The organism is Thalassospira marina, assembly GCF_002844375.1.
Lineage (GTDB): Bacteria > Pseudomonadota > Alphaproteobacteria > Rhodospirillales > Thalassospiraceae > Thalassospira > Thalassospira marina.
The window spans coordinates 2,012,699-2,024,947 of the sequence record NZ_CP024199.1 but is presented as its reverse complement, the minus strand read 5'-3'; the positions used below and the strand labels follow the sequence as shown (position 1 = coordinate 2,024,947).

The following is a 12,249-nucleotide window of genomic DNA, read 5'->3' as shown; positions in this document are numbered from 1 at the left end:
TTTATAACCTTTTTGCCCGTTGTAAAGACACTGCATCACCAATATCCCGAAACTGCCCGTATCGTCAGGCGAAAACTGGCAGGTCGCGCCAGGCCGAACTCCGCAGAAAACGGGTCATATTCGGCCTTTTTTAATTTTTTCAAATAGTTATCGGCAAGAACGATCGGCAATGCCGCAGGAGACGCCAATTTGGGCAATGCCTGGCGCATTTTGCGTGCTTCGCGTATTTTTTCCTTTGCCCGGCTGGCAAGGTCATGTGTCATGGCTTTTACAGCATCGGTTTTGCGAAATTCAAAAATATCTCCTGTCGCCACACCATGCTTTTCCATGACATTTTCGGGGATATATTGCCGCTTTGCCCGGCCATGAAACACCATGGCGCGCAATATCCCCACCAGACCATAGGCATTACCCGCAAGTCGGGCAGCGCGGGCGGCATCGTCGCTTTTTGCACCAAGAACGCCAGCTGCAACCTCGCTTAACTGACCGGATGTTGCATCAATATAGTTTTCAAGTGCAGCCATATCCTTGGGCGCATTATCAAACAGGTCGAATTCGCGGGCATCTATCATGGCTTCCAGGGTTGCCGGGCTGACACGCCCCTGCCCAATCAAGCCTGCCAGCGGTTCGACGACCTCATGTTTGCGAACCTCGCCCTTGGCAATATCAGCCAGCGCATCACGCCACCATTGCAGGCGGATCTGGCCCAGCATGGCTTCGCTGACCATTTCGCGGGTTTTCGATATTTCCTGATTAAAGGCGTAAAGCGTGAAAAGGTCTTCGCGCTTTTCGGCCGGCGCAAACAGCGCGCACAAAAAACGGTCCTTGTCATTTCGCCGTACATAATCGGCACAGTAGGAAAGGCTTGGTGTATCACTCATCGAAATTAAGTTATCCGCCGGTCACGCCCAGCGCCCGATGGGAAACTATCCCATTTTTTCAGGCGTCTGTTGTCGCTGGTTTTGGTGTTTATTCTGATCGTCCTGGTTTGCCGATGCACGGGACATTTTCATGTCCGGCATGCTTTCCACATACAAAGACTGGGACGGGAATGCAAATGATGCCCCTTCTTCCTCGATTATCCGTTTAAATGCAATGATATGTCGATTGCGAATGTCGCGCCATTCCTGCCAATCGGTGGTGTTGGTGAAATAATACAGATCGATATTGATCGAACTGCTACCAAAATCAGCCAAATGTACCATTTGCGGCACATCTTCCTGGGCCACGTCTTCATCCTGCTGCAGAAAATTACGCAATCGCTCGATGATCTTTTCAATCTGATCGGCGCTGGTACGATATTCAACGCCGATTACCATCTTGATGCGCCTGTGCGTCATGCGGCTCCAGTTGATAACTGGTGAATCAACAATTTCGGCATTGGGCATCACGACCATTGCCTTGGAAAAGGTACGTACCTTGGTTGCCCGCAGGCCAACAAATTCGACAACACCTTCAAAATGCGGTGTTTCGATCCAGTCACCGCGTTTAAACAGCTTGTCGGCAAAAATCGTCAATCCGCCAAAAACATTGGCAACTGAATCCTTCGCAGCCAGCGCAACCGCCATACCGGCCAGGCCCAAGCCACCCAAAAACGCACTGACATCAATGCCCCAATCTTCGAGCAGGGCAACACCAGCCAACACAACAACAAGGGTGCGCACACAGCGGATAAAAAACTGGCGTAAATCATCGGCCAGGCCTGCGCCAAAACGCCCGGCAAAGGTATTAAAGCCAAGGGCGAGTGGTTCGACCACCCGGTAAAATGCCCAGAAAATGGTGGCGATAACAAAAACCCGCAAAACATTGAAAATCGCGGCATCCGTCTTGTCCGAAAACTCCATGACTTCGACAGAAAAATAGATCCCCAACAATACAACAAACACTTCAATCGGTGTTTGTAATGCATCGAGGATCATGGCCATTGTCTGATGTTTATGCTGATCGGCCAGGCGGCGAATACCACCGACCACACCATGCGCCAGAAATTTACGAATGGTGATGAAAAACAGCAAAATAACGATGGCAACAATGGCGCGGCCAATATCTCCGCCGCCAACCATATCGGCCCAATCGGTGAATTTTGCGACAACCTTGTCGTTTAAGTCTTCAAAGCCCGAAGTAACTTCTTCCATATGCCAGATTTACGGCCTGAAATCCCTTTATCGTGGTCAATGGACCGACCACACGAACAGACACAACCTGCTAGCGATTGCATCAAAACACGCGCGTCTGCACGGGTTAAAGGATTGGGCCGCAGGTATCCCCTGCCTGTTTGCGTTAATCCCTTAGGATACAACACGCAAGGCGAGGCAAATTGTTCCGAAACAGATCGGAACAGCCGCTATACCGGCAGGTATGAAAATAGAAAAAGGGGCCGTCAGACCGCAATCAGGGCAGCAGCAACCCGGCGTTCTTCGGACAGAAGCACATTGAAGGTACGGCAAGCGGCACCGGTATCCATGGGCTCGATCACGATACCATGCGGCCGCAGGGCGTTACGCCATGCGGTTTTAACCGGCTGCATCCGGGTTCCCATGCCGAGTAACAAAATATCGATCTGCCCTGCCCGTTCGATGACATCGGCAAATGAGTCTTCGGTCACGGTCGTCATGTCGATATGGGGCCAGCGCATGAATTCGTTGGGAAACAGCAAAACCGAGCCTTCGGCCTTTTCCGCCCCGAACCGAAACAGGCCATCCCCATAGCTGGAAACAATTTTGCGGCCCGATGCTACCATCGGTGTGATGTCCATCGACATGGGAAACCTCGTTGGTGGTGACTGGATGCCAGAAACGTTCTATCGCCTGCTTCGGGCATAAAAAAAGGCCGGGTCGTTTTCGCACGAACCCGGCCTTCTTGTAAATGTCTAGTACCGGCAGAAATTACTGCCTGCCGCTATTACAGGGCATTGGCCTCTTCGGGGTTGGCTTCTTCGCCTTCCGGGATCTTGCGGCGCAGCTTCAGCACGACCAGCAGCGGCGACGCCACACAGATCGAGGAATATGTACCAATCACGATGCCGAAAATAAGGGCGAAGGTGAAACCACGAATGGCTTCGCCGCCAAACAGGAACAGGGCGATCAGCGCAAGAAGCGTCGTCAACGACGTCATCACGGTACGTGACAGCGTGGTGTTGATCGACAGATCCAAAAGCTCGATCAGGTCCATTTTACGATATTTGCGCATGAATTCGCGAATACGGTCAAACACGACCACAGTATCGTTAATGGAATAACCTGCCACTGTCAGGATCGCAGCCAGCGTTGCCAGGTCGAACTGGATGCCGGAAATGACAAACAGGCCAACCGTAATGATCACGTCATGCAACAGTGCCACGACCGAGGCGACAGCGAACTGCCATTCAAAGCGGAACCAGATATAGATCATGATCAGCGCAAGCGAGATCACAACCGAATAAAGGCCTGCTTCCTTAAGTTCGTCACCAACCTTCGGGCCGACAAGCTCGGAGCGGCGGATACTAACACCATCACCAAGGGCCTTGGTCACGGTTTCAAGTGCCGCCATCTGGGCCTGTTCATCGCCGTCCTGGCGCTGCAACTGGATCAGCACGTCATCGGGTTCACCGAACTGCTGAATGGCAACGTCACCCAGGCCAAGGCTGCCAAGATTGTCACGCAATCCCGGAATATCGGCCGGACCATCGGTTTTGATTTCGAGCAGAATACCGCCGCGGAAATCGATACCGAAATTAAGGCCCTTGGTGAAGAACAGCACGCCCGACAGAACCACGAGCGAGAGCGAGAAGATGTAAAACAGCTTCCGGATTTTGAGGAACGGGATGTTCACGTCATCCGGAACAAGATGCAACGGTTTCATGTGCGAATTGCTCCCTTCCTCACAAGACAAGTTCAGTCGGACGACGATGCTTGACCCAGAATGCCACGATCAGACGTGTCACCCAGATGGCTGCGAACATCGACGTGATGATCCCGATTGCCAGCGTCACGGCAAAGCCCTTGATCGGGCCGGAGCCAAAGCTGAACAGCACCAGCGCTGCAATCAGGGTCGTGATGTTGGCATCAAGAATGGTCGACATGGCGCTGCGGTAACCGGCATCAATCGAACTGATGATCGATCGGCCGATTTTTCGTTCTTCGCGGATACGTTCAAAAATAAGAACGTTGGCGTCAACCGCCATACCGACTGTCAGAACGATACCGGCAATACCCGGCAATGTCAGGGTTGCCTGTAGAACCGACATGATCGCCAGGATCAGCACCAGGTTGATGATCAGGGCAAGGTTGGCAAAAATGCCAAACAGGCCATAGCTGACGGCCATGAAGGCCACAACAAAGACCATACCAAGAACAGCAGCGATTTCGCCCGAATCAATGGAATCCTGACCAAGGCCCGGACCAACCGAACGTTCTTCAAGAATTTTCATCGGCGCGGGCAACGCACCGGCACGCAGCAGCAGCGACAGGTCATTTGCTTCCTGAACGCCAAACTGGCCGGTAATGATGCCGCTGCCACCCATGATCGGTTCATTGATGCGCGGTGCCGAAATCACCTTGCCATCAAGAACGATGGCAAGACGGCGGCCGGTATTTTTGCTGGTGACATCGCCAAAACGTGCCCCGCCTGCCGCATCAAAGCGGAAGGAAACCACCGGGCGGCCATCATTGAAGGTTGGCTGGCTGTCGATCAGGTTGTCACCGGAAACCACGACACGGCGATCAACCAGATATTCTTCCGGTTCGCCGGGTGATGCGTTATCAGCACCGGGCATGATCACGGCACCGGGCGGAATGCCGGTGGCCTTGGCCTGCTGCGGGGTTTTGGTTTCGTTGATCAGATGAAAGTTCATCTTTGCCGTACGGCCAAGAATGTCACGCAGGCGCGACGGATCATCAAGACCAGGAACCTGAACAACGATGCGGTCTTCCCCCTGACGCTGGATCGACGGCTCTGTCGTACCCAGTTCGTCCACACGGCGACGGACAACTTCCAGCGACTGGCTGATGGCCCGATCGACCATTTCGCGGCGCGTCTGTTCGTTGTAAGTCAGCATGATGTGGTTGCCTTCACCACCGACAACCGTCAGCGGGTCCAGCTTTGCCATCAGGGAACGGGCTTTCTCGACATCATCATCGCTAACGATGGTTACAGATGCACCATCGGCCGAACCGCGCAGGCCGCGATAGCGAATACGCTGCTCGCGAAGGGCGTCTCGCATGTTTTCGGTCAGTGAGTCGTAACGTTCTCGAATAACGCTATCGACCCCCACTTCCAAAAGCATGTGCGAGCCACCACGCAGGTCAAGACCAAGGCTGATCTGCTTACCGGGCATCCAGCTTGATTCTGTCGGGAACGTACCCTTGGGAAGGAAGTTTGGCGCGGCATATATCACGCCCAAAGCACACACCAGCAAAACCAGTGTTGCTTTCCATTTGGTAAAATAAAGCATGTGTCCTTTAACCAGAGATGTCTGGGGAACATTGCGACATCGGGCTCAGGGCTCAATCAGGATAATAAGGAAGGACTTGCCCGGCCGACCGCCAGTAATATGCAGAAAGGCGGAACCGGGAGGTTCCGCCTGTAGCTTTGACAGAAATCAGTCTTTTTTGACTTCTTCAGTTTTCTTCTCGTCTGCCTTGTCTTCGGCATCCGAACCACCCTTGGCCGGTTCGGTGCGCGACAGGACATTCGAGATCATGCCCCGTGCGACTTTGACTTTCACGCCATCAGCAATCTCGACGGAAACTTCATCGTCATTGACGACCTTGGCAACGGTTCCGATGATCCCACCAGCCGTAACGATTTTGTCGCCGCGGCGAACCGCAGCCAGCATTGCTTTGTGTTCTTTCTGTTTCTTCTGCTGCGGACGAATGAGCAAAAAGTAGAAAACCACAAAAATCAGGATCAGCGGCAGAAAGCTAGTCAGCATATCTGCTCCGCCAGCAGCGCCACCAGCACCCTGAGCAAAAGCCGGTGAAATCAACATTAGGAACTCCTAACCTAAAACAGAAAAACCAATCAACTGCCGGAATATAACGGTGTCGTTCACCGTTGCAAGAAAGATCGCTTAAATTTGCCTCAAACAGGCCATTGCGTGCCTTATAAATCACACATCCATGCGCATTGGCGGTTGAATTACCTTGTGTTGCGCGACTTTGTGACCAGATTCACAGTCCCAATGCCGGTTTATACGGACTATTCCGTGCGAAGCATGCTGTGCTAGGGTTCGCCCATAAAATGCAGTGAATTCTGCTGCCACCAAAAATGAAAACATCCAAGAGGCCCCCATGACCGATACCCTTGCCGATTTGCTGCCAACATTGTCCCGCATTGCCGATGCCCTTGAACGCATGGCACCGCCTGCCCGCCAGCAGAACGACCTTTCTGTGGCTGATGCCTTTGTCTGGCATGCCGAAACCGGGTATTTGCAGCCCGTCAAACAGGTTAACCGGGTGGATATTGGCCTTTTGCAAGGGATCGAACAGCAAAAGCGTATTCTTTATAACAACACCAAACGCTTTGCCGATGGCCTGCCAGCCAATAATGCGCTGCTGTGGGGCGCGCGCGGTACGGGCAAAAGCTCGATCGTCAAGGCGATGCATGCGCTAATCAATATGGAAACCCCGTCTTCCCTGGCGCTGGTGGAAATTCACCGCGAGGATATTCCCACCCTGCCCGTTTTGCTGAAAATCCTGCAAGATAGCGGGCGCAAGACGGTTCTGTTCTGTGATGACCTGTCTTTTGACCTGCAGGACGAATCCTATAAATCATTGAAAGCAGTGCTGGATGGCGGGATTGAAGGCCGCCCGGCCAACGTGATTTTCTATGCCACATCCAACCGTCGCCACCTGATGGCGCGCGACATGATCGAAAACGAACGCTCAACTGCAATCAACCCGTCAGAAGCAGTTGAAGAAAAAGTATCGCTTTCCGACCGGTTCGGGCTGTGGCTGGGCTTCCACAATATTTCGCAGGATGTTTATTTCGAGATCATCGCCGGATATGCCAAGGAATATGACCTGGATATTGCCGAGGACGAACTATTTGCGCGCGCCAAGGAATGGACCGTAACGCGTGGCAGCCGGTCCGGACGAGTCGCCTGGCAGTTCATTCAGGAAATTGCAGGGGAACAGGGCAAACATATCGCTTGAACAGGCATACAAGCCCATCGAATGCTCATAGACAGCCCAAACAGAAACGGCCTGATTGCGCAATCAGGCCGTTTTTTAATGGGTCAGCGGGATGCAACTGCCTGAGGCAAGTATTTTACCGGATCGCGTGATTTGCGACCCTGACGGATTTCAAAATGAAGCTGTGGTCGGTTGACCGCACCCGTCGCGCCGACCGAAGAAATGCGCTGCCCTCGGCTAACCACATCGCCGCGCGCCACCAGCGGGTTTTCAGTGTGCGCATAGGCCGACACATAACCATCGGCATGTTTGATCAGGATCAGGTTGCCAAAACCACGCAGTTCATTGCCGACATAGGTAACAACCCCATTGTCGGTCGCCAGAATGGCAGTGCCGCGTTCAGCCGCAATATTGATGCCATCATTAAACAGGCCACCGGGCCCGGCACCATATCCCAGAACAACCTTGCCCTGTACCGGCCAGATAAAGCCCTGCCGGCCCGCAGGAACGATATCATCAACCTTGACCCGCGATGGGTGCGATGCCGCACTGGAAGGAACAACAGCAGCGCTACCACCCGTGCTGGTCGGGCTGCTGCTGGCAACCTTGGTGCCGGTGGTATTGCGCCAGCTATTTCCCGACGCAAACTGGCGTTCGGCCTGTGCGGCAATATCCTGTGGCTTTATCCCCGGAACAGGTAAATTGGCGCCGGCAATAACCGTGCTTTTGGAACTGGTGATGTCAGTAACCGGGCTAAGATCGGATGCCGGTGCAGCCGATGCAGGCTGTGATGCTGCCGATGAAGGCGCATCAAGCGGTGCCGAGGTTATTTCAACCGGTTGCGCGCGGCCAGCAATGACAACGTTTTTGGTTGCTCGCGAATTGCCTGATGATTGCGCCACAGCCGTTTCTGGCGGGCGGCTGTCATATTCGGCCTGCCAGGGCGGTAAAACCAGCCGTTGTCCGGGATAGATGACATACGGCGAGCTAAGGCTGTTTCTGGCGGCGAATTTGCGGAAATCGGCGTGATAGCGTTCGGCCAGCAGCGAAACACTGTCACCACGTTTAACGGTGATCACGCGTTCGCCATTGCGCAGCTCTGGCATGGCCGAAAGCGAATAATTTGTGCCTTCGTCATAAACGACCGGAACCGGCTTTGAATTAAGCAAACACCCACTTAGCGCCGCTGTTGTCCCGCAGACAAACAGCAACGTCCGGACATTATGAACGACGTGTTTGACATAATTTTTCATCATGTCGAAGATTTTCCCGCATCACCGGTTAATAATCGGTAACGAGGCGAAAATTTTCACAGATGGCAAGATTTCAGAATTCTTCGGTGCCAGCCAGCATGGGCACAAACCGCACCGGCATCAGTTCGGTAACGTCTATGCCGGTCGGGGTGCGCATCACACGCAGCAAAATCTGGGTATGGGAAACTTCGCCTACCGGCACCACCATGATCCCGCCAATGGCAAGCTGATCAACCAGTACCGGTGGCACATCCTGTGCCGATGCCGTCACAATGATACGGTCAAACGGTGCCTGTGCCTTCCACCCCAGCCCGCCATCGGCATGAAGGGTTGAAATGGTGTGCAGGCCCAGTTTGCGAAAACGGTCTTCTGCCTCGCGCAGCAGGGGTTTATGCCGCTCAAGTGTGTAAACACGGCGCGCCAGACGGGCAAGGATTGCAGCCTGATAGCCAGATCCCGTACCGACCTCAAGCACCTTCATGCGATCATTAAGCTGCAGGGCCTGTGTCATCAGCGCGACGATATAGGGCTGGGAAATGGTTTGCCCCTTGCTGATTGGCAATGCGACATTTTCCCAGGCGCGGCTGGCAAATGGCTCGGCAACAAACAATTCACGCGGAATATCAGCCAGCGCTTTCAGAACGGCTTCGTCGTGAATGCCGTCCTGACGCAGTGTTTCCAGCAGGGCATCGATTTCCGGTGCACGGGCAATGGCAGGCGTACTCACTGAAATGCCTTTGTCAGTTTTTCGAGGGTCACATTATCGGTAAAATCAAGGCCGATTGGCGTAACAGAAATATCGCCCTTTTCGATCACATGTAAATCGGCGTTTTCATCTTCGGGCAATTCCGACCGAATGGCACCGATCCAGTAATAGGGTTCGCCGTGCGGGTCCTGACGTTCGGCAACGTGATCACCAATTTTACGCTGCCCCTGCCGTGTAATGCGAATTTTCGCCCCACCTTCGCGTTCCTTTTCAGGAAAATTAACGTTAATCAAAACGTTACGCGGCCATTCTTCCTTCACAAGTGAAGTAACCACATTGGTCAAATGCGCCCTGGCAATATCCCAACTGATCATTTTCTGGGAAAAATACTGCGAAAATGCAATGGCCGGCACATTCAGCAGAGCAGATTCCATGGCGGCCGCCACCGTGCCGGAATAGGTTACATCCTCGCCCAGATTGCCGCCGCGATTGATGCCTGAAAACACAATATCAGGTGGTGTTTCACGCATGATAACCTGCAAGGCCAGCAGGATGCAGTCCGTCGGCGTGCCATCAACAGCAAAATGGCGTTCGTCACGCTGATGGATACGTAACGGGCGGCGCAGGGTAAGCGAATGCCCTGCGCCACTTTGTTCTATCGACGGTGCAACCACCCACACATCATCTGAAAACTGCCGCGCAAGACTTTCAAGCAATTTGATGCCAGGGGCATCTATACCGTCATCATTGCAGATCAGAATGCGGGCATTATGCAGATCGATCATGGATAAACCTTACTTCGTCACGGAAATTTCAGTCATACCGCCCATATAAGGCACCAATGCTTCCGGAACCTTAATGGAACCATCTGCCTGCTGATAATTTTCCATGACCGCAATCAGGCAGCGCCCGACCGCAAGGCCCGATCCATTCAGGGTATGGACGAAACGGGTTTTCTTGTCGCCCTGGGCACGGCAACGGGCATTCATGCGGCGTGCCTGAAATTCACCCGTGTTCGAGCAGGACGAAATTTCGCGGTAACGGCCCTGCCCCGGCAACCAGACTTCGATGTCATAGGTTTTCATGGCCGAAAAACCGGTATCGCCCGAACACAGCAAAATGGTGCGGTAAGGCAGGCCCAAACGCTGCAGCACTTCTTCAGCGCACTGTGTTTTGCGTTCCAGTTCGGCATCCGACTGTTCCGGATCGACGATGGAAACCATTTCGACCTTCGAGAACTGGTGCTGGCGGATCATACCGCGCGTATCACGCCCGGCCGATCCCGCCTCGGAACGGAAACACTGGGTCAGTGCGGTATAGCGCAACGGCAGGCTGGCAGTATCGACGATTTCGCCGGCAACCTGGTTGGTCAGTGTGACTTCCGATGTCGGGATCAACCACATGTCATTGGTTGTTTTAAACGAATCTTCGGCAAATTTCGGCAACTGGCCAGTGCCAAACATAGCATCGTCCTTCACCAGCATCGGCGTGGTGGTTTCCTCATAGCCATGTTCGTTGACATGCATGTCAATCATGAACTGTGCCAGGGCACGTTCCAGACGCGCAAGCTGACCGCGCAGAATAACAAAGCGCGAACCCGACAGCTTTGCCGCCGTGGCAAAATCCATCATGCCGAGCTTTTCGCCCAGGTCAAAATGTTCGCCCGGGGTAAAGTCAAATTCGCCCGGGGTGCCCCAGCGACGAATTTCGACATTGTCATCTTCGTCCGCGCCCTTGGGCACCGATGCATCAAGGATGTTCGGAAAGGATGTCAGCAGCAGGTCAAGCTGATCATTCAGGGCTGCCTGCCCGTCTTCGGCAGCTTTGATACGGTCCTTGAGGCCACCCATTTCAGCCATCAGTTCATCGGCATTACCGCCAGACTGTTTGGCTTTGCCGATATCGCCGGAAATGGTTTTGCGGCGTGCCAGCAATTCCTGATGTTCGGTCATCAGCCGGCGCCGTTCGGCATCAATATCAATTAAACGGGCAGCAGTAATTTCGGCATTACGCATGCTCATGGCTGCGTCGAATGCTTCGGGATTTTCACGAATCCATTTTATGTCGTGCATGAAACCGCACCTTGTCTGTCTGAATTTTTTTCGGGCTGCTTATACGACGGGGTGAACCATTGGTCCACCCCGCCCAGAATATCTTGTTTATTTGCGAGGTCTAGTTACCGGGCATTGTTGAAATCATCTTCATCATCGTCACCCGATGCCCCGGACGCAGACGGTTTGGACTGCTTTTTGGGTTCGGACGAAGTGTCAGATGATGATGTTTCATCACTTGATGCTTTAGCCGTGGAATTATCCATATTGCCAGCCGAAGCCGCCGCCGCAGATTGCGCATTTACATCGTCATCCGCATTACCCTGACCATTCTGATCCTCCAGATCATCATCTTCGTCTGCCATGCTGGCAGCGCGTTTACGCTCGCTGATGCGGGCCATGATGATGGAGATTTCGTAAAGCAGCATAATTGGCACAGCCAGACCGATTTGCGAAATCAGGTCAGGCGGTGTCATGACTGCGGCCACGATAAAGGTAATAACGACGGCATATTTGCGTTTTTTAGCCAGGCCCTGCGATGTGACGAGACCCGCGCGCGCCATCAAAGTCAGCAATACCGGCAACTGGAAGCTAAGCCCGAAGGCAAAGATCAGCTTCATCACCAGCGAAAGATATTCGCCGACTTTTGCTTCAAGCTGAATGGCAAGGCCGGTCTGGCTTCCTGCCGTTTCAAAGCTGAGGAAGAATTTCCAGGCCAGCGGCATGATGAAATAGTAAACCATCGCCCCGCCCATAAGAAACAGGATGGGGGTGGCAAACAGAAACGGATAAAATGCCTTGCGTTCGTTCTTGTAAAGGCCCGGTGCGACAAACGCCCAGATCTGGCCCAGAACAACCGGCGTGGAAACGAAACAGGCCGCAAAAAACGAAACCTTGACGTAAGTAAAAAATACTTCGGTCAAGGCGGTGTAAATCATGCGGCGGTCACTGCCCGGCCCCATGGCTTCGGCCAGGGGGCGCACCAGAAAACCGTAAATATCTTCAACGAAATAATAGCAGACGCCAAAGGTCACAAAAAGCGCAAGCACCGACCAAGTCAGGCGATTCCGCAACTCGATCAGATGCTCCATGATCGGCATCTGCTGGTCTTGAAGCTGCATGTTCAC

At 53.4% G+C, this 12,249-nt stretch carries 12 protein-coding genes; 1 reads left to right on the top strand and 11 read right to left on the bottom strand.

Features of this window, described 5'->3' with window-relative positions:
* Positions 1-35: 35 nt before the first annotated feature.
* The 6 genes from CSC3H3_RS09245 to yajC all read right to left on the bottom strand — a co-directional run bounded on the left by CSC3H3_RS09245 (position 36) and on the right by yajC (position 5,968).
* Entirely contained in the window at positions 36-881 is an 846-nt protein-coding gene (locus tag CSC3H3_RS09245; RefSeq protein WP_101284650.1) for a phytoene/squalene synthase family protein, read from the bottom strand.
* Between the two features lie 45 nt (positions 882-926).
* Positions 927-2,135: a mechanosensitive ion channel family protein gene (locus CSC3H3_RS09240; RefSeq protein ID WP_101284649.1), complete on the bottom strand. Its 1,209-nt coding sequence runs from the start codon at positions 2,133-2,135 to the stop codon at positions 927-929.
* A gap of 245 nt (positions 2,136-2,380) precedes the next feature.
* Positions 2,381-2,761, bottom strand: a complete 381-nt coding sequence (locus CSC3H3_RS09235; protein ID WP_245881353.1) for an Mth938-like domain-containing protein — start codon at positions 2,759-2,761, stop codon at positions 2,381-2,383.
* 140 nt (positions 2,762-2,901) lie between these two features.
* Complete coding sequence (gene secF, locus CSC3H3_RS09230) at positions 2,902-3,840, bottom strand: protein translocase subunit SecF (protein WP_101265793.1); 939 nt, start codon at positions 3,838-3,840, stop codon at positions 2,902-2,904.
* Between the two features lie 19 nt (positions 3,841-3,859).
* Positions 3,860-5,431: a protein translocase subunit SecD gene (gene secD / locus CSC3H3_RS09225; RefSeq protein WP_101265796.1), complete on the bottom strand. Its 1,572-nt coding sequence runs from the start codon at positions 5,429-5,431 to the stop codon at positions 3,860-3,862.
* A 147-nt stretch (positions 5,432-5,578) separates the two neighbouring features.
* Positions 5,579-5,968, bottom strand: a complete 390-nt coding sequence (gene yajC / locus CSC3H3_RS09220; protein WP_101265798.1) for a preprotein translocase subunit YajC — start codon at positions 5,966-5,968, stop codon at positions 5,579-5,581.
* 301 nt (positions 5,969-6,269) lie between these two features.
* Here yajC and CSC3H3_RS09215 point away from each other — a divergent pair, with 301 nt between their 5' ends.
* Positions 6,270-7,133, top strand: coding sequence for an ATP-binding protein (locus CSC3H3_RS09215; protein ID WP_101286174.1), 864 nt, complete (start codon positions 6,270-6,272; stop codon positions 7,131-7,133).
* An 83-nt stretch (positions 7,134-7,216) separates the two neighbouring features.
* Here CSC3H3_RS09215 and CSC3H3_RS09210 read toward each other — a convergent pair whose 3' ends face one another.
* The 5 genes from CSC3H3_RS09210 to tatC form a co-directional block, all read right to left on the bottom strand.
* Positions 7,217-8,368 (bottom strand): peptidoglycan DD-metalloendopeptidase family protein, encoded by a 1,152-nt coding sequence (locus tag CSC3H3_RS09210; RefSeq protein WP_245881352.1) that lies wholly within the window; start codon positions 8,366-8,368, stop codon positions 7,217-7,219.
* Between the two features lie 70 nt (positions 8,369-8,438).
* The gene (locus tag CSC3H3_RS09205) at positions 8,439-9,077 is read right to left on the bottom strand and encodes a protein-L-isoaspartate(D-aspartate) O-methyltransferase (RefSeq protein WP_172963462.1); all 639 of its coding nucleotides are present in this window, start codon (positions 9,075-9,077) and stop codon (positions 8,439-8,441) included.
* 11 nt (positions 9,078-9,088) lie between these two features.
* Complete coding sequence (gene surE / locus CSC3H3_RS09200) at positions 9,089-9,856, bottom strand: 5'/3'-nucleotidase SurE (RefSeq protein ID WP_101284648.1); 768 nt, start codon at positions 9,854-9,856, stop codon at positions 9,089-9,091.
* A 9-nt stretch (positions 9,857-9,865) separates the two neighbouring features.
* Complete coding sequence (gene serS / locus CSC3H3_RS09195; RefSeq protein ID WP_101284647.1) at positions 9,866-11,143, bottom strand: serine--tRNA ligase; 1,278 nt, start codon at positions 11,141-11,143, stop codon at positions 9,866-9,868.
* Between the two features lie 104 nt (positions 11,144-11,247).
* The gene (gene tatC / locus CSC3H3_RS09190) at positions 11,248-12,243 is read right to left on the bottom strand and encodes a twin-arginine translocase subunit TatC (protein ID WP_172963461.1); all 996 of its coding nucleotides are present in this window, start codon (positions 12,241-12,243) and stop codon (positions 11,248-11,250) included.
* Positions 12,244-12,249: the final 6 nt, after the last annotated feature.